Source organism: Acidobacteriota bacterium (genome assembly GCA_016700075.1).
In the GTDB taxonomy this organism is placed as follows: domain Bacteria; phylum Acidobacteriota; class Blastocatellia; order Pyrinomonadales; family Pyrinomonadaceae; genus OLB17.
In genome coordinates this window covers 436,034-461,212 of sequence record CP065000.1, presented here as the reverse complement: position 1 = coordinate 461,212, position 25,179 = coordinate 436,034, and the positions used below count along the sequence as shown (strand labels likewise).

21 protein-coding genes are annotated in these 25,179 nt (G+C 54.0%); 16 read left to right on the top strand and 5 right to left on the bottom strand.

Translation table 11 applies throughout. The features are described 5' to 3' along the window. Positions 1–40: 40 nt before the first annotated feature. The 3 genes from IPM50_02135 to IPM50_02125 form a co-directional block, all read right to left on the bottom strand. Positions 41–901: a CDP-alcohol phosphatidyltransferase family protein gene (locus IPM50_02135; GenBank protein ID QQS33402.1), complete on the bottom strand. Its 861-nt coding sequence runs from the start codon at positions 899–901 to the stop codon at positions 41–43. Then, entirely contained in the window at positions 898–1,506 is a 609-nt protein-coding gene (locus IPM50_02130) for a phosphatidylserine decarboxylase (protein ID QQS33401.1), read from the bottom strand. Before IPM50_02130 ends, IPM50_02135 begins: the two co-directional genes overlap by 4 nt. A 381-nt stretch (positions 1,507–1,887) precedes the next feature. Next, positions 1,888–2,694, bottom strand: coding sequence for a ZIP family metal transporter (locus IPM50_02125; protein QQS33400.1), 807 nt, complete (start codon positions 2,692–2,694; stop codon positions 1,888–1,890). 398 nt (positions 2,695–3,092) lie between these two features. On the opposite strand from IPM50_02125, the gene rsmH reads away from it, so the two are divergent. From rsmH to IPM50_02050, 15 genes are all read left to right on the top strand, one after another. Beyond that, the gene (gene rsmH / locus IPM50_02120; protein QQS34437.1) at positions 3,093–4,031 is read left to right on the top strand and encodes a 16S rRNA (cytosine(1402)-N(4))-methyltransferase RsmH; all 939 of its coding nucleotides are present in this window, start codon (positions 3,093–3,095) and stop codon (positions 4,029–4,031) included. A gap of 17 nt (positions 4,032–4,048) precedes the next feature. Further along, positions 4,049–4,564, top strand: a complete 516-nt coding sequence (locus IPM50_02115) for a hypothetical protein (GenBank protein ID QQS33399.1) — start codon at positions 4,049–4,051, stop codon at positions 4,562–4,564. A 9-nt stretch (positions 4,565–4,573) separates the two neighbouring features. Continuing rightward, the gene (locus tag IPM50_02110) at positions 4,574–6,601 is read left to right on the top strand and encodes a penicillin-binding protein 2 (protein QQS33398.1); all 2,028 of its coding nucleotides are present in this window, start codon (positions 4,574–4,576) and stop codon (positions 6,599–6,601) included. Further along, positions 6,591–8,048, top strand: coding sequence for a UDP-N-acetylmuramoyl-tripeptide--D-alanyl-D-alanine ligase (locus IPM50_02105; GenBank protein QQS33397.1), 1,458 nt, complete (start codon positions 6,591–6,593; stop codon positions 8,046–8,048). Before IPM50_02110 ends, IPM50_02105 begins: the two co-directional genes overlap by 11 nt. 24 nt (positions 8,049–8,072) lie before the next feature. Then, positions 8,073–9,215: a phospho-N-acetylmuramoyl-pentapeptide-transferase gene (locus IPM50_02100; protein QQS33396.1), complete on the top strand. Its 1,143-nt coding sequence runs from the start codon at positions 8,073–8,075 to the stop codon at positions 9,213–9,215. Between the two features lie 13 nt (positions 9,216–9,228). Next, positions 9,229–10,611: a UDP-N-acetylmuramoyl-L-alanine--D-glutamate ligase gene (gene murD, locus IPM50_02095; GenBank protein ID QQS33395.1), complete on the top strand. Its 1,383-nt coding sequence runs from the start codon at positions 9,229–9,231 to the stop codon at positions 10,609–10,611. 7 nt (positions 10,612–10,618) lie between these two features. Beyond that, positions 10,619–11,779 (top strand): putative lipid II flippase FtsW, encoded by a 1,161-nt coding sequence (ftsW, locus tag IPM50_02090; protein ID QQS33394.1) that lies wholly within the window; start codon positions 10,619–10,621, stop codon positions 11,777–11,779. Next, on the top strand, positions 11,772–12,872 hold the full coding sequence (murG, locus tag IPM50_02085; GenBank protein QQS33393.1) for an undecaprenyldiphospho-muramoylpentapeptide beta-N-acetylglucosaminyltransferase: 1,101 nt from the start codon (positions 11,772–11,774) through the stop codon (positions 12,870–12,872). Before ftsW ends, murG begins: the two co-directional genes overlap by 8 nt. Before the next feature lie 8 nt (positions 12,873–12,880). Further along, complete coding sequence (locus tag IPM50_02080; GenBank protein QQS33392.1) at positions 12,881–14,263, top strand: UDP-N-acetylmuramate--L-alanine ligase; 1,383 nt, start codon at positions 12,881–12,883, stop codon at positions 14,261–14,263. A gap of 8 nt (positions 14,264–14,271) precedes the next feature. After that, positions 14,272–15,108 (top strand): FtsQ-type POTRA domain-containing protein, encoded by an 837-nt coding sequence (locus tag IPM50_02075; protein QQS33391.1) that lies wholly within the window; start codon positions 14,272–14,274, stop codon positions 15,106–15,108. 3 nt (positions 15,109–15,111) lie between these two features. Next, on the top strand, positions 15,112–16,347 hold the full coding sequence (gene ftsA, locus IPM50_02070) for a cell division protein FtsA (GenBank protein ID QQS33390.1): 1,236 nt from the start codon (positions 15,112–15,114) through the stop codon (positions 16,345–16,347). Positions 16,348–16,527: 180 nt separating this feature from the next. Next, on the top strand, positions 16,528–17,619 hold the full coding sequence (gene ftsZ / locus IPM50_02065; protein QQS34436.1) for a cell division protein FtsZ: 1,092 nt from the start codon (positions 16,528–16,530) through the stop codon (positions 17,617–17,619). A gap of 9 nt (positions 17,620–17,628) precedes the next feature. Beyond that, the gene (pdxA, locus tag IPM50_02060; GenBank protein ID QQS33389.1) at positions 17,629–18,621 is read left to right on the top strand and encodes a 4-hydroxythreonine-4-phosphate dehydrogenase PdxA; all 993 of its coding nucleotides are present in this window, start codon (positions 17,629–17,631) and stop codon (positions 18,619–18,621) included. A gap of 63 nt (positions 18,622–18,684) precedes the next feature. Continuing rightward, complete coding sequence (locus IPM50_02055; protein QQS33388.1) at positions 18,685–19,674, top strand: response regulator; 990 nt, start codon at positions 18,685–18,687, stop codon at positions 19,672–19,674. Between the two features lie 86 nt (positions 19,675–19,760). Next, positions 19,761–22,718: a valine--tRNA ligase gene (locus tag IPM50_02050; protein QQS33387.1), complete on the top strand. Its 2,958-nt coding sequence runs from the start codon at positions 19,761–19,763 to the stop codon at positions 22,716–22,718. A gap of 13 nt (positions 22,719–22,731) precedes the next feature. Here IPM50_02050 and IPM50_02045 read toward each other — a convergent pair whose 3' ends face one another. Then, positions 22,732–23,223 carry a hypothetical protein gene (locus tag IPM50_02045; protein ID QQS33386.1) on the bottom strand — a complete coding sequence of 164 codons (492 nt, stop codon included), beginning with the start codon at positions 23,221–23,223 and terminating at the stop codon, positions 22,732–22,734. A gap of 117 nt (positions 23,224–23,340) precedes the next feature. Between IPM50_02045 and nadC the strand changes: the two genes are divergently transcribed. Next, complete coding sequence (nadC, locus tag IPM50_02040; protein ID QQS33385.1) at positions 23,341–24,198, top strand: carboxylating nicotinate-nucleotide diphosphorylase; 858 nt, start codon at positions 23,341–23,343, stop codon at positions 24,196–24,198. Here the strand turns inward: nadC and IPM50_02035 are convergent. Next, positions 24,154–25,125: a CPBP family intramembrane metalloprotease gene (locus IPM50_02035; protein QQS33384.1), complete on the bottom strand. Its 972-nt coding sequence runs from the start codon at positions 25,123–25,125 to the stop codon at positions 24,154–24,156. The two genes, nadC and IPM50_02035, sit on opposite strands and share 45 nt — an antisense overlap. Positions 25,126–25,179: the final 54 nt, after the last annotated feature.

Below are 25,179 nucleotides of genomic sequence, written 5' to 3'. Positions count from 1 at the left end.
GGCCATTTTCAAACGGCTATCGGTCCCCGAATCCATCTCGTTAGTCTTCCGTTAGTTTAGGCCTGACAAGGAACGGCCGTACGACAAACAGCACAAGGCCGTGAGCGACGTAGGCTCCGGCAAGAATGAGAAGGGTATATTGGGAATACAGCCAGATCGCCATCGCGACGCCGGCCAGGAAAAGCACAAGGAGAAAGCCCTTTCGGCCTTTGCTGCCCGTCTTTGCGCTCACGTAGCGGATCGTACTCACCATAAGAAGAGCCAAAATTCCGACGAGAGCCATTAGTGCGAATCCATAATACTTTGCGGCGGACTCGCCGAGTGTGGAAAGGGGCATCGGATGAAAATGCACTATCGCCGCAAGCAGGCCGCCGGCCGGAGGGATCGGTAAACCGACAAAATAGTTCTTGTCGACCTTGACAGCACCTTCCATCAGCACCCGCGGGCGCGTGGCCTGCAGATTGAAGCGGGCAAGCCGGAATGCCCCGCACATAAGGAATGCGAACAACAGGAATACACCAATGCCGTATGCACCGCTGTTCTCGTGAAATGTCGGAGCGAACGCCCAACTGAATATCAGTGCTGTGGGAGCGATGCCGAAGGTCAGGACGTCCGCCAAAGAATCAAACTGCACGCCTATCTCGGTCGCTGTGCGAGTTGCTCGAGCGATACGGCCGTCGAATGTATCGAAAAGTATCGCGAGTCCAATCGCGATGGCGGCACGATTGAAGTAAAAGGAAGCGTCCTCGGGCGCAGTTTTTACTAGATCGAATCCTCGGATCGAGTAGAGGACGGCAAAAAAGCCCATCGCTACATTCGCGGCCGTGAAAAGCGTAGGGAGGACATAGAGTCCTTTCTTAAGGCCTCTGTGAGGCGGTATTGAGTCCTCTTTTTCGCTCATAATTGCTCCGGGAGCCTCGCGATCAGCGTTTCACCGCCGCGAACGCGGTCACCGACCTTTACAAGTATCTCCGCCTCTTTTGGCAAAAGCAGATCGGTTCGGGAACTGAATTTTATAAGTCCGAATCGTTGGCCTCTTTCTAAAACATCACCCGCGGACGGCCAGCAAACAATACGTCTCGCCAAAATACCCGCGATCTGTGTGCAGACGATCCTATAGTTCCCGTTTCGGATCGTCAACGCATTCCTCTCATTGTGCAGGCTGGCATCGTCGCTGGTAGCAGGCCGTTTCTTACCCGGCGTGTAAGTAATATCGACGATCTCGCCTGCTATCGGCGAACGGTTGATATGCACGTCCAACGGAGATAGGAATACGCTCACGAACATTCCGCCTTCGCGGTCCTCAATTCTCGTCACTCGGCCGTCTGCTGCGGAAACGACGATGTTGGGTTCTGTCGGTATCACTCTTTCAGGATCGCGGAAGAAATAGGCCATGAATCCCGCAAGCAGGACAAATACCACGACGCCTGTCCAGATCTGAAATACACCAAAGACAAGGGCTGTGATGGCAGGAACCAACACGAAAGGAATACCGTCTTTTACCATATCGGCAACGATTAATGTTACACAAAATCACCCGATTATCGAAATTCGCAAAAAGGCCCGCCGCCTTTTTCAGGCGACGGGCCCGGAGGAGGAACGAATGAAGATCATTCAAGTGCGAACAGGATTATCCTTTGCATAGCTGTATGCGCACCACGCTGCTATGAGATGGACGACCCATCCCAAAAGCCCCGCGGAACCGATCCAGGAGAAACCGGTCAGCACTAGCCATATTATTCCGATAAGTATCCTACCGTTATAAATTTGACCGAGTCCGGGAATCAGTAAGCTCAATATTCCGGCCAGCAATGGTTCTCTCATTTCACTCAAATGCCTCCGTATGAAATTTACGAAGACCGTGCAGGGAAGTTTCAAGAATTTGGGTCAATGGCCGTGGCCGAGAATTTGATGCAGTAAGGATTGGGTGCCGAAAAACAATGCTACTCCTGCGATCACAGAGATCGAGACCAGCGGGCTCTTGCCGCCGTGGTGATTAACCTCAGGAATTAGATCGCTGGCAGCGACATAAAGAGTGACGCCCGCGGCGAGAGGTAATGCATATGCGACGGTGAATCCAAGATTTGCGCCTACCAAATAGAAAAGGATTACGCCGGCAAAGGTCATAAAACCGGTCAGCGATGTTGCGATAATTACCTGACGCACGCCCTTGCCGGCGGCAAGGACCATCGATCCGACAGTGAATCCCTCCGGAAATTTGTGAAGCATGACGGCAAGAAAGACCAAAAGGCCGACCCTAATGTCAATATGAGCGGCTGCTGCGATCGAAACCCCGTCAAAGAAAGTATGGATCAGCAACCCCGCAACCCCCGTATAGGCCGAAGATGTAGAGATCATCTCTCCGGCATGGACCTCTTCGCCTAGGTGGAAATGAGGAGCGATCGTATGTTCGGCAAATTGTGTGATGAGATAGCCCGCTATCAAGAGGGCCATCGGAATATATAGTTGTTCGGCGAAATGATCAGAGTTCTTGGCCCATATTTCAATTGTGTTAGGTAATAGCTCAAAGAACGTCACCGAGAGCATGAATCCTGCGCCGAGAGCCAGCAAATATCTAAGCGATTTCTTGTAAAAGACGTGAAGCCTGGAAGGGAAAAGAACCAGCCCGCCAAGGATATTCGCGCCGCCCGCCAACAGGCCAAAGATCAGGAGCTGTACGAATTCTGAAGACATCTGCTTCGTTCGAAAGACGTTCTATCTTACACAGCCTGACGAACAATGACAAAGGAAATTGCATTGACAGCGGCTCGGGCATGTGGAAATGGCCGCAAATTAGAAAATTCAGACAAATAATCGGCGCAAGTGCTTAAGAAAAGATTTAAACAGAATGAGCTAGGATTTTGCTTGACAAGTGTCTTAAGCCCAAGTAAACTTTGCATTAATTGAAGTACCTGATGTTTCATTCAGGTGGTCTCACGCTAAAAACTAAAGAAACTGTTTAATTAATTAAGCGCATTTGGTGATCGCGCAAGAGGGCTCGACGCCTCTGCCGAAATACCGGGAACGTGGTAGAAAATCTGACGAATGTGCCGGTCGAAAAGAATCAGTTCGATGAACAGCGACACGAGAACGTGCATATCCCAGTATTGTGTGAAGAGGTCATCCACCTGCTTGACGTAGGCAGTGGCGGCTTTTTCGTCGATGCAACGCTTGGGGTCGGCGGCCATTCGGAGGCGATATTGCAAGCCAATGCTGCGTGTACGGTGCTGGGAATTGATCAGGACCCGATAGCCCTTGAAATGGCAATGTCCCGTCTTTCTCGGTTTGGCGACAGATTCACGGCGGTGAGGTCGAATTTCGAAGATATGTCAAAGATCATCGCAGCGAAGGGGGCCGGTCAGCCGAGAGGTATCGTTGCTGATATTGGCGTTTCGTCGCTGCAGCTTGATGATCCGGCACGCGGATTCAGCTTTCGATACGACGCTCCGCTTGACATGAGAATGTCGGCCGACTCCGGAGGTCAGACCGCAGCGGAAATGATTGATCAAATGTCAGAGGCAGAGATCGCGGACATTATATATCTCTACGGCGAGGAGAGGTTCTCACGCCGCATCGCCAGACGAATAGTCGAACGCCGAGAGGCGGGCACACCTGTAGCAACGACGTTCGAACTCGCGAGCCTTGTAAGATCTGCGGTTCCGAAGAGCAAGAAGGAAAAGATCGACCCCGCTACGCGTACATTTCAGGCACTGAGAATTGCCGTAAACCGCGAATTGGACGTGCTCGAGCCTTTCATTCGCGACAGCATAGATGTGATCGCTCCGGGCGGCGTGCTGGCCATCATTACTTTTCACTCGCTCGAAGACCGAATTGTAAAGCATACATTCCAAAGGCTTTCGGGCAAATGTGTATGCCCGCGGCGGGCTCCTGTCTGCTCATGCGGAGCGGTCAAGGCCGGCGAGATCCTGACAAAGAAGCCGATAACGGCATCGGAAGCGGAAATGGCAATAAACCCGCGTTCGCGAAGTGCGAAATTACGCGGATTCAAGAAATTCGAAACGAACAACTGACCTCGGAGGCAACTAAAATGAACGGCAGAAAGAAACGTACACCACGAAGGACCATCAAGAAAAGATCGCGCACAAGGATCACGCCGAGAGCCGTGATAGTGATATGTCTTTTGGCAGCGTTTCTGGTTGCCGGCACCTTTTTCGCCGCCCAACAGCATTTTTACGTGGTTGACTACGGGATGAAGAACTCTCGCTTGAAAAAGCAGATCGACGACCTGGAGGCTGAAAAACGCCGCCTGCTTCTAGCCCGGGAAGTGGCGTTGTCACCGGCAGAACTAAAGCGTGCCGCAAAACGGCTTGGCGTGGTGCCCTCAACAGCAACATCTGACGAAACTGTGAAGGTCTCATCGATCGTCAAAGAAAAAGCCATGCCTCCAAAACCCGCTCAGAATGAGGAAGCCTCATCGGAAGGAAATCCATTTGTGGTAAAGACGGCGGCAACTGCTCCGAACGGCGGGGAAACAAGAGAGCGTAAGGCCGCCGCAAAGCCGTTGGCTGAACGCGGCGAATCACGGCAAAGGATCGCAAATTAGGAGGAGCAGATGCGGCGAAAAAAGAGTGCAAAACTTGACCGGCGGCATCAGGCCTTCACACGGTTCATGATCATTGTCGCAGTGATGGTGATCTGGATGCTCGGCGTTTCTGCAAGGCTCGTCCATCTGCAAGTGACCCAATCCGGATGGCTGCGCGAAAAAGCTCTCGATATTCGGCAGGATATAAAACAAACGAAGCTAATGCGCGGGTCGATCCTTGACCGAAATGGCCGGACCCTGGCGATGAGCGTTCGTGCCAGGACGCTGTATGCGGACGCAACCGAGGTAGAGGACGTGGGAGGCACGGCCGCCGCAGTTGCGAAGGCTCTTAAGATAGATGTCAAACAGCTTTCCGATGCTCTAAGAAAGGGAAAGGAAGGCGGCAAAAAGTTTGTTCCACTTGCCAAAAAGCTCGACGACGAAGTCGTGACAAGGGTGAATCGAGAGTTAGATCGTGCAGAGGCTCGAAAGCCTGATCTTCCCAGTTTCAAGGGACTTCATTGGCGCGAGGACCAGCGCCGCAGCTATCCCTACCAAACACTTGCCTCGCAGACGATCGGATTCAGCGATTCGTCAGATTCAGGCAAAGCCGGTATCGAACAGTCGCTGGATAAGGTCTTGAGAAGCTCGATAGTAGAAAAGGTGCAGGTCCGCGACAGGCTCGGCAGGGTGATCAGAGAAGAGGATGTTGAAAAAGAAGGCCACCCCGGCGATGTTGTCTTGACGATCGACGCGAATTTCCAATACTTCGCGGAACAGGCTCTCGAAAGAGGCGTTGTAGATTCAGGTGCCCGGTCAGGCATGCTGATTGCGATAAAACCGAAAACCGGAGAGGTGCTTGCCCTCGCAAATTATCCAAATTTTGATCCCAATACTGTTACCGAGGCCAATTCAAAATTCGTGCTGAACAACTCGGTTCAGTCAGTGTATTCTCCTGGGTCGGTTTTCAAGCTCGTAACGTATGCGTCTGCTGTAGATAAAGGGCTTTTGAGCGCGGATTCGAGTATCGATGCAGGCAACGGCACTGTTACCGTAGGCGGGCGTACATTTAAGGACAAGCACGGCGGCGGGCCCATCCCGGCGGTCGACGCGATGGCCAAATCAAGCAATGTGTGCGCGATAAAGACAGCCCTCTCGGTCGGCAAGGAAGACTTTCATTCAATGACCCGAAAGATGGGATTCGGCTCAAAAACGGGTATTGAACTGCCGGGCGAAGTTTCGGGTATAATTCGCTCACCGGAGCGGTGGAGCGGCGATTCGCTTGCCTCACAGGCGATAGGTTATGAGATGGGAGTAACCGCGTTGCAAATGGCCGTTTCTTTTGCGACCATAGGCAACAACGGCGTCAGAGTGAGCCCCAATATCGTCAAAGAAGTTCGAACTACGAATACCGAACCGCCTTCAAAAAAGGCTCCGGAGCAGGTGCGTGTTGTCTCGGCAGAAACGGCAGCCGCGATGCGCGAATTGCTCAAAAAGGTGGTCATTTCCGGGACGGGCAAACGCGCGAAACTTGACGGATATTCGGTCGCAGGTAAGACCGGTACTGCCTGGAAGTTCAATCCTGAGACCAAGTCCGTAGATTCAAGCAAGTACATCTCGTCCTTCATCGGAATGGCTCCGGCGGATGATCCGGAGGTCGTGGTCGCGGTGGTAATAGATGAGCCCCGAAATGGCGGACGTGACGGCGGCCAGGTCGCGGCACCTATTTTTCGCGACGTGACGCAGTATTTGCTCGAGCAGTTGGGAGTTCGCGAGGACCAGCCGAAAAGTGCGGTGCCTCCGCAGCCGGTTACAAAGACGGAACCTGCACCTGAGAAAAAGGTGCCGGCCGTTTCCTCGTCAGTTGATAAAGGTGAGAAGACAAAAAAGGCGGAGCCTAAAAAGAGTTTAGAAAAGCCAAAGGAAGTTCAGGCTCCGAAGTCAAAAGATAAGCCCGGAGACGGACGCCCGAGGGTGGTCGAGAAACTAACTGCCTATGACGGGGCGGTTCCATTTCATTTCAGAAAGATACCGTATTTGAGGGAAATTGAAACTTAGTCGCGTCATTGAATACATCGGCTCGCCGCCGGCGGGCATCGACCCCACTTTGCTTGACAGCGAAGTGGGTTCGTTCGTTATTGATTCTCGCGAATCGGGGCCGAACAGCGTGTTTTTCGCACTTTCGCAGCCTGAATACAGACAGAACGGGTTCAATGGCGAATTCGAGGACTCGACAGTTTATGTCACTGCGGCCTTTGAACGCGGAGCCGTCGCTGCGGTCGTTCGGCGGGACCGATTTGAGGAATATCGGGACGAACTGTCAAAGTTTGAGAGCCGTTTGATCTTTGTCGATGATTCGATCGCCGCTTTGCAGCGTTTGGCACACAGGGTCTATCTTGACTGGGGACGAAAGGTGGTAGCTATCACCGGAAGTGCGGGAAAGACAACGGCAAAGGAGTTGACGGCGCACCTGCTTGATTTCGGCGGTAATAAGGTTCTTCGCAATATCAAGAACTACAACAACGGCCTCGGGCATCCGCTGACGGTATTGAATCTCGTCGCCGATTACTCGTACGACATCGCCGTGCTCGAAATGGGCATGTCCACGCCGCTGCACGAGATCGAGCGCCTTTGCCGGATCACGCCGCCGGACATCGCAGTCGTCCTCAACGTTCTGCCGGTTCACAGAGAGCATTTGGGGAGCATAGAGCGGATCGCACAGGCAAAAGCTGAGATCGTCCAAGGCATGAAAGACGGCGGAACGGCGGTCCTGAATGCAGATGATTTCCGTGTCGCGGATATGGCAGCGTTCAGCAAGGGCAGTGTCATTACTTACGGAATGCGTGGGACCGCTGATGTCTCAGCAGAGAATATTATTGTCTCAGGCTTCGGCAGTACAACCTTTGATGTGAATATTCGCGGTGAAAAGCGTTCGGTCGAATTTCCGCTGGACGGGACGCACAATATAATGAACGCTTTGGCGGCATCGGCTGCGGCGTATGCGGCCGGGATGGAAATCGACGCAATTGCGAGGGCACTATCGACGGTTGAAGCACCGCCTCAGAGAGGGGTTTTGATGCACTTCAAGGAGGGTTTCACGATCGTGAATGATTCGTACAATTCCAATCCGGATGCGTTGCTTTCGATGGTGAGAACTCTTATCAGCGGAAGCCCGGCTGATTCGCGAAAGATCGTAGTAGCGGGCGAAATGCTCGAGTTGGGGCCGGATACCGAAAACATACATACTGAAACGGGGCGAAAATTGGGCGCCGAGTCGATCGATATGCTGCTCGGCGTTCGCGGAATGGCGAGGTCGCTTGTATCCGGTGCGATAGAGGCTGGCGTTATTGACGCCCGATTTTGCGAGGATTCTGCATTGGCGGGCGAACTGTTGGCAGATCAGGTCCGCCCGGGTGACGTCGTTTTGGTTAAAGGCTCAAGGGGCGTGAGGACAGAGATCGTCATAGACAAGTTGTTGGAGAGATTCACGTTACGTGGGAAGTAGGCTGCCGGGTCGGCATAGATTGCGATGCTCTATTATTTCCTATATCAGATCCTTTTCCGCCAGTATGGGCAGTTCAGCGAGTCCTGGTTCTTCAAAGGCCTGAATGTATTTCAATATGTGACATTCCGAACCGCGATGGCAGCGATAACTGCCATGCTCATCTCGCTGTTGTTCGGTAACAAGGTCATCGCAAAGCTGAAGGAGCTGAAGTACGGCCAGGAAATTCGCCAGGAAGGGCCTGAATCCCACCAAAAAAAGCATGGAACACCGACGATGGGCGGCACCCTGATGATCGGTTCGGTGATCTTTGCGACCGTTCTATGGGCGCGAGCCGACAGTCTATATATGTGGATCGCTTTGGGTGCGACAATTCTGTTCGCTCTCATCGGATTTGGCGATGATTACATCAAGATCGTAAAAAAGCGCAGCCTCGGGCTCACAGGAAAGCAGAAATTTGCGGGACAGATCACGGTCGTTCTTCTGGTGTGGGCGATACTTTGGGCGTGGGGAAGTTATCCATGGAACCTAAGCATACCGTTCTTTAAGGCCACCGCCGATATAGACGGCATCACATATGTCGGACCGATTATTTATCTGTTTTTCATGATGTTCATTGTGGTCGGTTCGTCGAATGCGGTAAACCTGACGGACGGGCTCGACGGACTCGCCGCAAGCACGACTTTCATTGCGATGGCCGCTTTAACGGGACTCACCTACGTTGCCAGTGATGCGAGATGGGCAGAACGCCTTGATATCACGCACAATCCGGCGGCGGCCGAATTGACCGTATTTTGCGGTGCGATGGCAGGGGCAAGCCTGGGCTTCTTATGGTTTAATGCGCCTCCGGCAGAGGTCTTTATGGGAGACACTGGATCGCTTGCGATCGGCGGAGCTCTGGGGACTGTCGCGGTATTGACGAAGCAGGAATTACTTCTTCCGTTCGTCGGCGGGATATTTGTACTGGAGGCGTTGTCGGTCATGCTGCAGGTCTCGTTCTTTAAGCTGACGAAGCGCGGCGGTCAGCCGGGGCGGCGAATATTCAAAATGACGCCGCTGCATCATCATTTCGAGGTTCTGGGATGGGACGAATCAAAGATCGTTTTTCGTTTCGTCATCGGGGCTATCCTATTTGCACTGTTGAGCCTGACCACACTAAAGCTGCGTTAAAGCTTTGTAAAAGATGGAAGTACTCGGAAAGAAATCGCTCGTTTTGGGAGCCGGCAGGTCCGGTGTAGCCTCTGCGCGTTTTCTGGCCGAAAGAGGTGCGACCGTCGCACTGTATGATCGAAAGCCGGTCGAGGAATGGAGCGATCTAGCCCGATCTCTGAAGGGCTCACACAACATCGGTTTGATCGCCGGCGACCTGCCTTCGTGGCTGCTGGATCAGATCGATCTGGTTGTGATCTCACCGGGCGTGCCGACGAACACCATTCCCGCACGATATGTTGACCGTAAAGACGGTGAGGTGATCGGCGAAGTAGAACTTGCGTACCGTTTCCTTAAAGGCCGCATGGTCGGCATCACCGGTTCGAACGGAAAGACCACCACAACCGCCCTGATAGGGGAGATACTCAAGACAGCGGGATTTGAAACACAGGTTGGCGGCAATATCGGCAACGCGATGATCTCATTGGTCGAAGGCTCAGTCGATGACGGTTGGAGCGTTGTTGAACTATCTAGTTTTCAACTTGAGACGATCCGAGACTTGCGCCCCGATGTCGCAATTTGCCTGAATGTAACCCCCAATCATTTGGACAGATATGATTCGTTTTTCGATTATGCGGCGGCAAAACATCGCCTGTTCATGAATCAAACTGAGCATGACACGGCGATATTGAACGCTGACAACGAGATAACTGCAGAATGGGCGAAAGGACTGCGGTCTCGAACGCTGCTTTTCAGCGTGAAACGCGAATTGGATGAGGGCTGTTTTCTGCGGGGCCAGGAATTGATATACCGGTCCGGCGGTACGGAGACGCGGCTGACCACACGTAACGACATCTTTCTTCCGGGCCTTCACAATGTAGAAAATGTGCTCGCTGCGTTTGCGGCCGGTATTGCTTGCGGTGCTGAGATCGAAAAGATCGCTGAAGCCGTCAGAAACTTCAAAGGAGTAGAACACCGCATCGAATTTGTCGCAGAGGTTTCCGGGATCAAGTTTTACAACGACTCCAAGGCAACATCGGTTGATGCTACGACGAAAGCCCTTGAAGCCCTCGCGGATCAAGAAAGCAAAACCGTACTCATTTTGGGCGGACGCGGCAAGAACGCTCCGTACTCGCCGTTGATCCCGTTGATCGAAGCGTCGGTCTCACATTTGGTCCTGATCGGAGAGGATGCGGACAACATCGAGAAACAGCTGACAGGTATTGCACCGATCACGCGGGCGGCGTCAATGGCAGATGCCGTTAGGACCGGATTTGAGCTGGCGGGCCGCGGGGACCGAGTTCTTCTGGCTCCCGCATGTGCGAGTTTTGACATGTTCTGCAGCTTTGAGCAACGGGGTGAGGCTTTCAAACGGTCAGTTGCTGACATGGCCGCATCGCAGAAAGCAGAAGCGTAATATCAATATGGCTGCAGCTGAGAAAAAATATGATTGGATCATGTTCGCCGTAGCGACGGGACTCGCCTTGTTCGGCGTGATGATGGTCTACAGCGCGTCTGCGATGTTTGCCCTAAAGGAAACTGACAGCGGCAGCCAGTTCACGTATTTTTTCAAACAGCTCATGTTTACGGTCGCAGGTCTTGCGGCGATGTTCGGCATCAGCCGAATGGATTACCGTCACTTAAGGAAAACGTGGGTCGTTATCGCCATCATTTTGGTCACTACGATCTTGTTGATAGCGGTTTTCTGGTTTCCGGAAATAAACGGGGCGAAGCGGTGGATTCGGTTTTCCGGCTTTTCATTCCAGCCTTCGGAACTTGCGAAGATCGCTCTTGCGGTGGCGCTCGCATATTGGCTCGCCCGGCGCGAGGACGAGGTTGGCAGCATCACAAAAGGCGTCATCCCGAGCCTGCTGATATTGGCGCTCCTTGGCGGGCTCGTCTTCATGGAAAAAGACCTGGGAACGACCATAGTCCTCTGCGCGATATTTTGCGCCGTTTATTTTGCTGCCGGGGCGCGAATACTGCATATTGCAAGCGTTGTTGCTGTTTTGGGGGCGATAGGTGTCGGTGCGATCCTGCTGGCGCCTTGGCGGGTCGCAAGAATGATGGCATTTCTTGATCCGCATCAATACGCGAGTAAAGAGGGATATCAGGTTGTTCAGTCACTATATGCGATCGGCTCGGGCGGTATCTTTGGCGAAGGCTATGCAAAGGGGCATCAAAAGCTGTTCTATTTGCCTTATCCATACTCGGATTTTATCTTTTCGGTCGTCGGCGAAGAGTTTGGCCTTATAGGAACGATGGGAGTGGTCCTGGCGTTCGGCGTACTGCTGTGGCGCGGGGCCCGAGCAGCAGTGCTGGCTCCTGACAGGTTCGGGATGCTGCTGAGCATAGGCATCATTACGGGCATAATCGTACAGGCATTGTTCAACATCAGCGTGGTCACTTCGATACTGCCGGCAAAGGGAATCCCATTGCCTTTCATCTCATACGGAGGTTCGTCAGTTTTGGTGACTCTGGTCGGTATCGGCATTCTTTTGAGCGTCGCCCGGCATGCGGAATCAGAAGTATTCGCCGATACGCGTACGCGGACCTCGGCAAAAAGGAGGCGAAAATATGCGTGAATCGCCTCAATTGCGCATCCTTATCGCCGCGGGCGGGACAGGAGGCCACATTTATCCCGGCATTGCAGTGGCTAACGTCCTAAAAGAGCGTAATGCCGATACAGAGATATTGTTCGTCGGTACCGCAAGGGGGCTTGAAACGAGAATTGTTCCTGAGAATGGATTTCAGCTGGCGTTAATTCACAGTGCGGGACTCAAAAACGTCAGTCTGTTAAAAAAGCTGAAGGGAGCCGCTTTGCTGCCCCGAAGTTTTTGGGAAGCTAGGACGCTGATCCGGGAATTCAAACCCGACGTTGTCGTAGGTGCAGGCGGATACGTTTCCGGTCCCGTTTTACTCGTCGCACATTTTATGGGGAAACCCACGCTTGTCATGGACTCGAACGCTTTGCCGGGATTTACGAATCGCCAGCTAGCACGTTTCGTAGATAAAGCTGCTTTGACATTCGATGCCGCGGTACCGTCTTTCGGCGCAAAAGCGGTAGTCACGGGGAATCCCGTGAGGAAAGAGTTCTTTGATATCCCGACGCGTCCGCCGGATGAAAGAGTCGAGGTTTTGATCTTTGGCGGCTCGCAGGGAGCTCGGGCGATCAATGACGCGGTGATCGCAGCCTTGCCATTGTTCGCTGAGGAAAAGGGAAAGCTCTCATTCACACATCAAACAGGCGAGGCTCAATTTGAGGCCGTGCGTAACGCATATACTGCGGAAGGTTGGGACGATGCTGATGTTCGGCCGTACATTTCAGAGATGGTGGCCGCTTTCGATAAGGCTGACCTGATAATTTGCCGTTCGGGTGCGACGACCTGTGCCGAAGTATGTGCGTCGGGAAAACCGGCGGTTATGATCCCATTTCCGGGGGCCGCCGATGATCACCAAAGGAAAAATGCAGAGGCGCTTGTTCAGAAGGGAGCGGCGAGAATGGTCATTCATACCGAATTAACGCCCGAACGGATCGCCGACGAGATCGTCTCTCTTGCCCGCGATCCTGAGACCCTCGGCAAGATGGGCGCCGCCGCTCGCGTTTTGGCTCGGGCAGATGCCGCGGACGCAACAGTTAATATGATAGAGGAATTGGCAGCCGACGGGAAGAATTAGTTTTTTTTATGTTTCGACACGTTACGAAAATTCATTTTATCGGCATAGGCGGCATCGGTATGAGCGGTATAGCCGAGGTGCTGGCTAATCTCGACTTCGAGGTTCGCGGATCTGACGCAAATCGCTCAAAAAATACCGAACGGCTTGAGAGTCTCGGCGTGAAGATCTACGAAGGGCATTCCGCCGAGAACGTGGCAGATGCTGAGGTCGTGGTGTACTCATCTGCTATCAAGAAAGATAATCCGGAGATGGTCCGAGCGAGGGAACTTGGGCTTCCCGTTATACCGCGTGCAGAGATGCTTGCGGAATTGATGACGCTGAAGCCGTATTCGATCGCGGTTTCCGGAACGCACGGCAAGACCTCAACCACGTCGATGATCGCCACGATATTAGGACACGCCGGCGTTGATCCGACGACCATCGTTGGAGGCGTTGTCGATACTCTCGGTTCAAACGCCAGGCTTGGCGAAAGCGAATGGTTCGTCACCGAGGCCGATGAAAGCGACCGGTCGTTCTTGATGCTTTATCCGACCATCGCCGTTGTTACCAATATCGACAAGGAACACATGGAATCGTACAAGGATATGGACGACGTCATTCAGTGTTTCACCGATTTCGTAAACAAGGTGCCGTTCTATGGTGCCGCGGTCATTTGTTTGGACGATGCGAATATTCAAGCTCTGATCCCGAACATCAAACGCCGTCGCATTACGTACGGGCTGACCGCACAGGCAGATGTGTCAGCGAGGAATATCGAATACACGGGCGATTTTGGCTGCGGTTTCGATGTGGTGAAAGGCGACACGTTGTTGGGAAAGATCGATCTGCCCGTGCCGGGTAAGCACAATGTTTACAATGCCTTAGCTGCGACGGCGGTTGCGATGGAGCTTGAGGTGCCGTTCGATCAGATCTCTGCGGCCTTCTCGCATTTCAAGAACGCGAACCGCCGTTTTCAGGTCAAGGGCGAGGTCAATGGAATTCTCGTTGTGGACGATTACGGTCATCATCCGACCGAGATCGTGGCTACGCTCGAAGCTGCAAAAAAGGGATCGGCAGGCCGCCGAACGGTCGTCGTATTTCAGCCGCATCGCTATTCACGCACGCGGGATCTGATGGACGATTTTGTAGTTGCGTTCAACAATGCTGACGTCGTTCTGCTGCTCGATATCTATCCTGCAAGCGAACAGCCGATAGAAGGAATCACAGCAGAAAATCTTGCTGAGAACATCCGCCGCTACGGCCACAAGAGCATCACATATATCGGCGGCATTGAAACGGCTGCGGCAACTGTGGCAGACATTCTGCAGCCGAACGACCTTGTCATAACTCTCGGGGCAGGCAGCGTGACAAAATTGGCGGACGAAATTTTAGCAAGACTCCGATCGAAATAGATAAAGGTATGGCCACGCGAAAACGAAAAACAACTGCAAAAAGCACGGTCGTAAAACGCCGTAAACCGACCCGTAAGCGGACAGCCAAGAATGTATCCGTGGGCGCCGCCACAGCCAAATATGTGATCCCGTCGATATTATCGGTCTTTTTGTTGATAGGCATTGGCTATTTGGGTGTGATGGGATATCAGTCCGCGACGCGATCTGACTTTTTCAGGCTTGAGAATGTTTACGTCGCGGGCAATGACCGTACCGGCGTTGAAGACATTCGCCGAGTGGTTTTTGCCGAAGCGGAAAGCACGGGCGTTTGGAATGCCGATTATGCATCGATGAAGCAGAAGATCGAGAAATTTCCCTTCGTACGCACAGCATCGGTATCGGCTTCGCTGCCGTCAGGCATAAAGGTCGTTCTGGAAGAACGCATTCCGATCGCGGTCGTTCGTACGGCAGCCGGTGACTTTCTCGTTGATAGTGAAGGTGCCTTCTTAGCGAAAGCCGGAGCCGGCGAGAACGCTTTTCCGTTTTACATGAAGGGCTGGGACGAAGCGAAAACTGAAATAGCCCACACGGAAAATTTGGCTCGTCTGAAAATGTTTAAAAAGGTTTTCGACGAATTGAAACAGTTCGGAATAGAGAACAGCGTTGCAGCCGCGGATCTTTCAAATCCGCGAGTTCCCGTAGTCTCAGTGAAGGACGGCGAACGGCCGATCGCAGTGACCCTCGCTCGCGACAATATCGGCAAAGGGCTGAAAACTGCTCTTGACGCGATCAGCGGCAAGGAGGACAGGGTGCGTTCTATTGATGCGGCAGGCGTGTCGCCGGTCATTCAATTTTTGGAGTTTTAATAAATGAGCAATGAGATCCATTCGGTCGGTTTAGACATCGGGACGAGCCGGGTTCGCTGTGTGATCGGCGAAGCCGCCGAAGACGGTCGGATGGCGATCGTCGGAATGGGCGACGCCGAATCAAAAGGGCTGCGCCGCGGCGTCATCACCTCTGCCGAATCCGTAGTTGACGCCGTAGGGAAGGCTGTCATCGATGCTGAGAAGCGTTGCGGCATCGAGGTGTCCTCGGCAACGGTAAACCTGTCCGGCGAGCATCTGCAGGGCGAGAACAAGAACGGGGTTGTCGCGGTAGCGGGACAGGACAAAGAGATCACGATGGACGACGTTGAACGTGCGATAGATTCGGCCAGTGCGATGCCGCTGACGCCGGGCTGGGAAATAGTCAGCCGTTTGCCGCAGGAATTCATCATAGACGGCCAGGACGGCATTACAGAACCCGTCGGGATGCAGGGTTCGCGTCTCGAAGCTTTGGTGCATGTGGTCTCAAGCCCAAGCGCCGGTAAGCAAAATTTGACAAAAGCGGTCACCAAGGCCGGCATTGAGGTAGAGGATCTTGTTCTGGAACCGCTTGCGGCCGCGACCGCGGTCCTGACGGACGACGACAAGGAATATGGCTGCGCGGTAGTCAATATGGGTTCAGAGGTCACGAGTATGATGATCTTCGGCCGCGGTGCGGTGCAGCACACGGCGGTTTTTCCTTTCGGCAGTATGCTTTTCACGAAAGACATTGCGACCGGTCTGCGAGTTTCGATTCCCGAAGCCAACAAGATCAAGCATCAATTCGGCTGTGCAGCGTCGTACTTGTTAACTCCGGAAGAGCGTCAGGACATCATTGAGATCGTGCCATTTGGGCGTGACGAGATACGAACGCTTTCCAAGGAGATCTTGACCGACATTCTCCAGCCGCGCGCAGTTGAATTACTGCAGCATGTGTCAAAGGCGGCCAGAGAGACGGGTTCTCGTTTCTCGGCCGGTGTCTTTTTGACGGGCGGCGGAGCGGCGATCCGCGGCATTGCTGAGATCGCCGAGCAGGTGTTTGATGCGCCTACACGTGTCGGGACGCCGGATCCTTCACGATTTGACGGGCTGCTGAATGAGGTGCGGCATCCGCAGTGGTCGGTTGCTTGCGGGCTTGCATATTGGTCTATGCGTGCCCAGCAGCGGGAAGGCGGCTCCGGCGGCAGATTCTCTGTCGGGCGAATAGTGGAATGGATCGGAAGATTTTCGCGAAAAAGTTAGCTAAGCGTTATTTGTCGGCTGGATTTTCCACGCTAATCGTTGTATGCTTCCATTCCGTCAACACAATATCTTGTTATTCAGGCAAGAACTTCAAAAACACGGTCTTTTTCGTGTCCTTATAATAAAATGGCCAGTTTCATAGAACTAGACGACCTTCAAACCAAGCCGAACGGCATCAAAATGTTCATTGACGAACCGCCTGTCACCGGAGCACGCATCAAGGTGATCGGCGTCGGCGGCGGCGGCGGGAATGTCGTGAATCGCATGATCGAGTCCGGCATTAAAAATGTTGAGTTCATCGTCGCAAATACCGACGTCCAGGCACTAGACGCTTCAAAAGCTCCGATCAAGCTTCAGCTTGGTACAACTTCAACGAGAGGACTCGGAGCCGGTTCAGATCCGGTGGTCGGGCGTAACGCTGCACTCGAGGATCATGAAAAGTTGTTCGAACTTCTCGACGGGGCCGACATGGTTTTTGTGACCGCAGGTCTTGGCGGCGGCACGGGAACCGGTGCGGCACCGGTCGTTGCGTCGTTGGCCATGGAACTCGACATTCTTACCGTGGCGGTCGTTACCAAACCTTTCAAGGTCGAGGGCAAGAAACGGCAGACACAGGCAGAAGAAGGCCTCGCTGATCTTCGCGGCTGCGTAGATACGCTTATCACAATACCGAACTCGAATCTAAGCAGTGTTGAGAAAGATATAACTATCGTCGAGGCTTTTCGCCGTGCGGATGATGTATTGCTTCAAGCGGTTAAGGGTATCACTGAACTTATAACTCGTCCGGGATTGATCAACCTCGATTTTGCAGACGTAAAAACAGTGATGCGGGGCAAAGGCGTGGCATTGATGGGGGTCGGCTCGGCGAAAGGAGAGGATGCTGCATCAAATGCGATGCGCACCGCTCTCGACAGTAAGCTGCTGGAAGAGAATTCTATCAAAGGTGCAAAGGCGGCACTGATCAACATTACGGGCAGCTCAAGCATGGTTTTGACGGAGGTCGAAGATGCCATAGGGATCATCGAGGCTGAAGCCGATGACCATGCCGACATCATTTTGGGCAGCGTGATCGACGAGGAAATGGGCGATGAGGTCCGAATAACGGTCATCGCAACGGGATTTGATTCAGCTGCCGCCGCGAAGCCGTCCGCACCAGAAGCACCACAGGTGAAAATGCCTGTTCCGCCTCCGACTGCCGTATCGCCTGCTCCGGCAATGGCAACCCCGGAGAATATAGAGGTCCCTACTTTCCTTCGCCGACAGGCAGATTAATTTAACGTAATGTCCAATCATTCAGCGGCATCACCCATCGCGATCACGATGGGTGATGCTGCGGGCATCGGTCCCGAAGTTGTGCTGAAAGCACTGGCGGCAGAACCTGCTCTTGCAGAGGTAGCGGTAGTGGTCGGGGATATCGAGCATCTCCGATCACTCGGGGCGAAACTTGGCGTGGAGGCCGAGGTCGCTGATATCTCGGAAAGGCGATCGGACGCTTGTATTCGCGTCCTTGACCTGAAGAATCTCGGTGAACCGTTCAGTCACGGTGCCGATTCGGCTGTTACCGGAAGGGCGGCATCCGAATACATAGTGCGTTCGGTCTCAGGATGCCTTTCAGGTGAATTCGCTGCAGTTGCGACGGCGCCGATCAGCAAGCGTTCGCTGGCTTTGGCGGGCGTGGATTTTCCCGGACATACAGAATTCATCGCACACCTTACGAACACGCCGCGTGTGGCGATGAGCTTTTTTGCGGGAAAACTGCGTGTCGTTCTGCTGTCGACACACCTGCCGCTGACCAGAGCGATCCAGCAGGTCACTAAAGACAATCTCATTGACCTGATCACTTTCTCGGCAGTGCAGCTTGAAGCTATGTTGGGTCGGCGAATAAAGCTTGCAGTTGCCGGCCTGAATCCGCATGCATCTGAAAATGGAATGTTCGGCAGCGAGGAGGCGGACGAGATCATCCCAGCCGTTGACCATTGCCGCGGCGAGAGTATTGAAGTTACAGGGCCATATTCGCCTGACACTATCTTTTTGCGGTGTTTTCGGGGCGAATTCGACGCGGTTATAGCGCTTTATCACGACCAGGCAACCATTCCCGTCAAATCCATCGGTTTCGGCGAGGGAGTCAACGTGACACTTGGGCTGCCGATAATTCGAACTTCGGTCGATCACGGCACCGCTTATGATATCGCAGGTAAAGGTGTCGCTGATCCGTCGAGTATGCGATCCGCGATCCGGCTTGCCCTTGAACTTTCTGCTCAACGATCCTCCTGAATTCCCAATCCGTCCACGCTTTCTGTTAGAATAGCCATTCTTAGGCATGAGCACCTGACCCCGATGACCGAACGACCAAAGATACTTTTAGCAGATGATTCTGTGACCATGCGAAAGGTCGCTGAACTTGCATTTGGTGACGCCGGAATGGATGTGTCTACCGCCATTGACGGGCAGACGGCAATGGAGGCTTTCGTTCGCGAACAGCCGGACATCGTTCTTGCAGACGTTGGACTCACAGGAACGAGCGGCTATCAGATCTGCGAGATGATAAAACAGGATGAAGCGACCAATCACATTCCTGTTCTATTGATGGTGGGAGCGTTTGAGCCGTTCGATCAGGCCGAGGCGGAGCGAGTAGGGGCGGACGGCTTTTTGATGAAGCCATTTAACCCTATTCGCGAAGTCATTTCAAAGATCCGCGAACTCCTTGATCGCGACGGGAACTCCGAGACCGTTTCGTTTAACATCTCCGATAGTGCGTCCGAGGCCCGCAGTGAACTGGACGATATCGAGTCGCTATACGAAAGCAGTCTGGTCGAGACGACGCGGGTCGAAGAGGTTTTCCTCGGCGATATGCTGCCGCCCAATGAAGCCGAGCCGGACGATGATGAACTGATTGAAAAGGAAACTCCGTCAGCCGCCGCTGCAAGCCCGTTCGAACGTATCGTAGATGACGAGATATTTGACGAACCCGAGCAGGGTGACGATCTCCACGCAGAATTTAGCGAGACGATCGAGATCTCGCACCCAACCGAAAATATCGATATCGATCTGCCTGCGATCGAAGCTGAATCGGCGGAAGTTGAGGAGAATTTAAATAAGGTTGAGGAAGAGCCGTCCGAGAGCATAGGGCTCTTTGACGAGCCGGCGACTGCCGATATTCCGCCTCCGCCTGCCGTTGACGTAACTGAAGAGATGATCGATAGGATCGTTGAACGTGTGTTGGCGAAGCTTAGTGACTCGGTCGTTCGCGATGTTGCCCTCGAAGAGGTGCCTCGGGTTGCGGAAAGGCTGATGCGAGAGGCTCTGGAGCAGGAAATAAAAGAATAGGTAGTGTGCAGAAGCCCGCTCACAGTAAGGGCATATAGCGGACGGAAAGATATGCTCTCCGTGTGTGCGGGCTTCCGCATTTGATTATGGAACTTGCGAAAGCATACGACCCGAAAGAGGCCGAATCCCGGCACTATGAACGTTGGGAGCAACTGGGCTGTTTCCGGCCCGAGATAAACGAGGACGCGGAAGCGGAAGCTTATTCGATCGTTATTCCGCCGCCGAACGTGACCGGCTCGCTGCATATGGGCCACGCTCTACAGCATACGATCATGGACGTGCTGGCGCGTTGGAAGCGTATGCAGGGCTATCGCACGCTTTGGCTGCCGGGGACCGATCACGCGGGGATATCGGTTCAGCGAAAGGTCGTCGAGCAACTGCGTGCCGAAGAGAACAAGTCGCCCCTCGATATAGGCCGAGAGGAGTTCCTGAAACGGTGCTGGGCGTGGAAGGAAGAATACGGCAATACCATCATCGAGCAAATGCGCCGCGAAGGAGCGTCCGTAGATTGGACACGGCATCGCTTCACAATGGATCCGGGACTGTCTGCGGCTGTTAGGAGCGTTTTCGTTACGCTTTACGAAGAAGGCCAGATCTATCGCGGGCTGCGGATTGTGAACTGGTGCCCGAAGGACAAGACGGTCCTCTCCGACCTCGAAGTTAAAGAAGAGACCAAGAAAGACGGCAAGCTGTATTACCTAAAGTATCCTGTGTCGGAACCGCCGGTGGTAGCCGGCGGTTTGACCCAGGAAAGCGAAAACATTCAACCACCCGCTACTGCAGGCGGTTCCGACTTTATCGTCGTCGCGACGACGCGGCCCGAGACGATGCTCGGCGATACTGCGGTCGCTGTCAATCCGGGCGATGAGCGTTACAAAGATCTAATAGGAAAGTTCATCGCTTTGCCGCTCACGAACAGGGAAATTCCTATCATCGCGGACGAATACGTTGATGCGGAATTCGGTACGGGTGCCGTAAAGATCACGCCGGCGCACGACCCGAATGATTATCTTGTCGGTGAACGTCACGGCCTGGAACAGCTTCTCGTGATGAACATGGACGGCACGATGAACGAAGCCGCCGGTGCGGAGTTTGAAGGTCTGGACCGCTTTAAGGCTCGCGAAAAGGTCGTTGCGATGTTCGACGAACTCGGCCTGCTCGAAAAGATCGAGGACTACGAGATCACGCTGCCTGTTTGCGAACGCTGCAAGACCGTTGTCGAGCCGATCTTGTCGGAGCAATGGTTCGTCAAAATGGACGAACTCCGCGACATCGGCCTGGATCTGATCAATCGTGAGGGCGTGCCGCGGTTCGTGCCGGAGGTCCCGCACGCCAAGGTTTATACGACGTGGCTCGAAAATTTGAAAGATTGGACGATCTCTCGGCAGCTTTGGTGGGGACATCAAATACCGGCTTGGTACGACAGCGACGGCAACGTTTACGTCGCTCACAGCGAGGAGGAAGCTCGCGAAAAGGCCGGCGGCAGGGAACTCGTGCAGGACAGCGACGTGCTGGATACGTGGTTTTCGTCAGGGCTTTGGGCGTTCTCGACGTTTGGCTGGACCGGCCCGTCAGAACCACCTGCGGTAGCGGGTGGTTCAATGCGAGAAACCCCCAATGTTCAACCACCCGCTACCGCAGGTGGTTCTGACCTCGAGACGTTTTTGCCGACAGACGTATTGGTTACCGGCCGCGACATTATCTTTCTGTGGGTCTCGCGGATGATGATGCTGACGAAGAAGTTCACGGGGCAGACGGCGTTCAAAGATTGCGTGATCACGGGCACGGTGCTCGGCAAGGACGGCAAGCCGATGTCGAAATCGCGAAAGAACGGCGTCGATCCGATCGAGATGTTTGATAAATTTGGCGTGGATGCGACGCGTATCTACCTCGCGTCCATCGCGACCGGAGCCGACATCAAGTGGAATGATCTGCTGATCGAAACATATCGTAACTTCGCGAACAAGATCTGGAACGCGACGCGTTTCTCGCTTATGAACGTCGGACCGCAGGTTGCCAGCCTGCAAGCTGATGAAAGCAGGCTGGCAGCCTGCGCCCCGGCGGCTCCGCTTGCAGATCGCTGGATCATTTCGCGGCTGAACCGCACGGCGTTGGAACTGAATAAGGCTTTGGAAAAGTACGAGTTTCACACCGCGGTTTCGCTGCTGTATCACTTCTTTTGGGACGATTTCTGCGATTGGTATATTGAACTGACCAAGTCAGAACCGCCTGCGGTAGCGGGCGGTTTAACGCAGGATAGCGAAAACGTTCAACCACCGGCTACGGCAGGTGGTTCCGACAGTTCCGGCGTAACTCTGAACGTGCTTGAGACGGCTTTGCGGATGCTGCATCCGTTCATGCCGTATCTGACGGAGGAATTGTGGCAAAAGCTGCCCGGAACGTCAGCCGAGATGCATCACGCGGCGTATAGGTCAGTACCACCTGCCGTAGCGGGTGGTTTAGCGCAGAATAGCGAAAGCGTTCAACCGCCCGCTACCGCAGGCGGTTCTGACAAGACGATAATGCTGGCGGATTTTCCGCGTGGCGACGCGTCGCTGATAGACGAGACGGCCGAATTTGAGATGTCGGCTGTTATCGACGCGATCAAAAAGGCCCGAAACATACGTGCCGAGATGAATATCAGCCCGTCCGTGCGTTTCGCGGTGCATTTGGCGGCGAATTCGGACCTGCAGCGTGTGTTTCGCGAGAACCAACCGCAGATATTGCGGCTTGCAAGAGCAGAAACGCTTGTGATCTCGGACGCCCTAGACGTGCCGAAAGCCTCGGCGAAAGCGGTTTTGACCGCAAACGCGTCGCTGGCGGTGCCGCTCGAAGGGCTTATCGACTTTGACAAGGAGCGGGAACGCCTCGCCAACGCGATCGCCAAGCTTTCCGAAGAAAAAACGCGTCTCGACGCCCAGCTTACTAACGAAAACTTCGTAACGAGAGCCCCGGCCGAAAAGGTCGAGGCACTCAGAGAACGTTCCGCAGAACTAGCCGGACAGATCGAGACGCTCAATGTGAACCTTGCTTCACTGAGTTAGCAGGGGTCAGTTTTTAGTTGTCGTCCTTTTTGTCGCTGTCGCCGCCTTTATCGTCGGCTGCGTCATCGCCGGAATCGTCAGCCGTTTTGGGTGCTGCCGGTGCTGCCTCGATGGTCAGATCGACCGATTTACTGTCCTTTTTCTCGCCTTTATCGTCCAGCATGTCGGCGATGAGCTTGTATTTGCCGCCCGGAAAGGACATCGGAAGCGGTAGAGAGTAATTTGCCTTGCCGTCGGCGCTCAGATCGACGGAAACCTCGCTGCCGGACATCGTTTTGCCTTTGTCGTCCTGCAGATAGATCTTTGTCGTCGTCTTGCCGGGCGAATTCGATATTATGGCGTTCGCGTAAAGCGTTTCACCTGCCTTGAGGGTCGTCGTCTCTTGTTTGCCCTCTTTGTCTTTGGAAGCCTTGAAGCTGCTCATGTTTGCCGTCGAGAAGCTACAGGCGATGGTCATCGCGGCCACGATAGCGGAGGCCGCGAAAAGATTAATGCGTCGTTTCATTCTATTCTCCCTTATTTTTTGAAAAGCCTTGAGGAATATACGCCTGTCCCTTTGCGTTGTCAAAGGCAAATCATTGGGCCGATTGACACGTTCAGCGTGTAACGTAGAATTGTTCCTATGAACTGGCTGGAAGGCAGTGAGATATTGTCCGCGGTGGGACAGTTTTTGGCCGAGGACATCGGCCGCGGCGACATAACGACAAGTTCCACCGTGCCGCAAGATACGCGCGGACTTGGCAGGTTTTTAGCTAAAGAAGATCTCGTACTTTGCGGGCTGGACGTGGCGGAAGCCGTGTTTTTTCACCTTGATCCTGATTCGAGCGAGATCGAATCGACATTCGCTGACGGCGACGAGATCGCATCGGGGACCGTTTTCGCCACACTGAAAGGCTTTGCCGATGTGCTGTTGGTCGGCGAGCGGACCGCCCTGAACTTGATTCAACGCATGTCGGGTATCGCGACGCTGACACGGCAGTTCGTCAAAGCGGTCGAGGGCACCAACGCCGCGATCGTCGATACCCGAAAGACCACTCCGGGGCTGCGGATGCTTGAAAAATACGCCGTCACTATCGGCGGCGGCAAAAATCATCGTATGGGACTCGACGACGGCGTCCTAATTAAAGATAACCACATCGCTCTTGCAGGAGGCATCAATGAGGCCGTTGCGGCCGCGAAAGCGAAGGTCGGCCATCTACACAAGATCGAGGTCGAGGTGACGAATTGGGCTCAGCTTCGCGAGGCGATCTCCGCGGGTGCCGAGATCGTAATGCTCGACAACCAAACGCCGGACGAGGCAGCTAAACTTACAAAAATGGCGCGCGATATGAATCCTGCGGTTATCATCGAGGCCTCCGGCGGAATGGACCTGCAGAACGTGCGGGCGTATGCCGAGGCCGGTGTCGATCTGATCTCGGTCGGTCGGCTGACGCACTCAGCCCGCGCTGTTGATATTTCCTTTAAGATCGCTATCGCCTGACGCCGGGCTCGTCATCGCGAGCATTTTTGGATTGGGCTCGAGGGCCGGCATCATTCGGATTATCAGGATAGACAGCAGCAACGCCGCCGTGCATCCTATACTGGCCTCGATGCCGTAACTGCCGCCCGTCAGCCAGTTGGGGCCGGCGTCGATCTCGTTGAGCAGTGATGGTTTCGATAGGTCGGTCAGGCCGCTCACCTCGATCCCGAATACCGAGCCCTGAAAGAAATTCCACATCAAATGCAGTCCCCAAACGAACCAAAGGTCGCGAGTCCTCATGTATGCGATCCCGAACCAAATCCCTGCGATCGCGGTGTTTGCGGTGGAGAACGCACTGGCTGACGGATTGCCGAGATGAACCGTTGCGAAGAACACCGACGTAAGAATGATCGCGAGCCACGCATATCCGCCGCGTGCGAGAGTCTGCAGGAAATAGCCGCGGAACAACGCCTCTTCGTAAGCCGCCGCCGCCGCGAATATTACGAACGCCGTCGCAAGCGAATAAAGTAACGACTGAAAGCCCACATCCGCGGCGAATTCAAACCTCAAACCGCCGAAAACCATCGCCGGCAACGCCGCAATTACGAGCGTCGCAGCACCGATCGCGACGCCGAGCGACAAATGCCGCAGCCATCCCGCGGAGAACGACGCTCCCAGCGAACGAAACGGCAGCTTTTCGAGCAGCCTTGCACACAAATACCCGACACCCAACGCGGCCGCAAGCGAAACAGCTGACCCGACCGCGATCATCGTAACCTCATATTTCGGATCGGTGGCCTCCACGGCGTCCAATCCAGTGATCGAGAGGAAAACCGCGAACATCGCGGCGTAACTCAAGCCGGAGACGAACGCGAAAGCTAGCAGGAAGAACAACGCCCGCCAGCCGCTGCGGAGTGTGCCGTTGGCGTCGATGAATAGGTGGTTCATACGCGAGTTTTACGATTTGACAGAATAACAGTTTGGAGCCGATTCCACCGAAAC

Bases quoted from the DNA above. Each gene is read 5' to 3' on its own strand.
- IPM50_02050 (QQS33387.1), top strand. From the start codon at position 19,761: ATGGAACTTGCGAAAGCATACGACCCGAAAGAGGCCGAATCCCGGCAC.
- IPM50_02115 (QQS33399.1), top strand. From the start codon at position 4,049: ATGAACGGCAGAAAGAAACGTACACCACGAAGGACCATCAAGAAAAGA.
- IPM50_02035 (QQS33384.1), bottom strand. From the start codon at position 25,125: ATGAACCACCTATTCATCGACGCCAACGGCACACTCCGCAGCGGCTGG.
- IPM50_02055 (QQS33388.1), top strand. From the start codon at position 18,685: ATGACCGAACGACCAAAGATACTTTTAGCAGATGATTCTGTGACCATG.
- IPM50_02125 (QQS33400.1), bottom strand. From the start codon at position 2,694: ATGTCTTCAGAATTCGTACAGCTCCTGATCTTTGGCCTGTTGGCGGGC.
- IPM50_02110 (QQS33398.1), top strand. From the start codon at position 4,574: ATGCGGCGAAAAAAGAGTGCAAAACTTGACCGGCGGCATCAGGCCTTC.
- ftsW (QQS33394.1), top strand. From the start codon at position 10,619: ATGGCTGCAGCTGAGAAAAAATATGATTGGATCATGTTCGCCGTAGCG.
- IPM50_02080 (QQS33392.1), top strand. From the start codon at position 12,881: ATGTTTCGACACGTTACGAAAATTCATTTTATCGGCATAGGCGGCATC.
- IPM50_02135 (QQS33402.1), bottom strand. From the start codon at position 901: ATGAGCGAAAAAGAGGACTCAATACCGCCTCACAGAGGCCTTAAGAAA.
- IPM50_02130 (QQS33401.1), bottom strand. From the start codon at position 1,506: ATGGTAAAAGACGGTATTCCTTTCGTGTTGGTTCCTGCCATCACAGCC.
- IPM50_02045 (QQS33386.1), bottom strand. From the start codon at position 23,223: ATGAAACGACGCATTAATCTTTTCGCGGCCTCCGCTATCGTGGCCGCG.
- nadC (QQS33385.1), top strand. From the start codon at position 23,341: ATGAACTGGCTGGAAGGCAGTGAGATATTGTCCGCGGTGGGACAGTTT.
- ftsA (QQS33390.1), top strand. From the start codon at position 15,112: ATGAGCAATGAGATCCATTCGGTCGGTTTAGACATCGGGACGAGCCGG.
- IPM50_02100 (QQS33396.1), top strand. From the start codon at position 8,073: ATGCTCTATTATTTCCTATATCAGATCCTTTTCCGCCAGTATGGGCAG.
- murD (QQS33395.1), top strand. From the start codon at position 9,229: ATGGAAGTACTCGGAAAGAAATCGCTCGTTTTGGGAGCCGGCAGGTCC.
- ftsZ (QQS34436.1), top strand. From the start codon at position 16,528: ATGTTCATTGACGAACCGCCTGTCACCGGAGCACGCATCAAGGTGATC.
- IPM50_02075 (QQS33391.1), top strand. From the start codon at position 14,272: ATGGCCACGCGAAAACGAAAAACAACTGCAAAAAGCACGGTCGTAAAA.
- pdxA (QQS33389.1), top strand. From the start codon at position 17,629: ATGTCCAATCATTCAGCGGCATCACCCATCGCGATCACGATGGGTGAT.
- murG (QQS33393.1), top strand. From the start codon at position 11,772: ATGCGTGAATCGCCTCAATTGCGCATCCTTATCGCCGCGGGCGGGACA.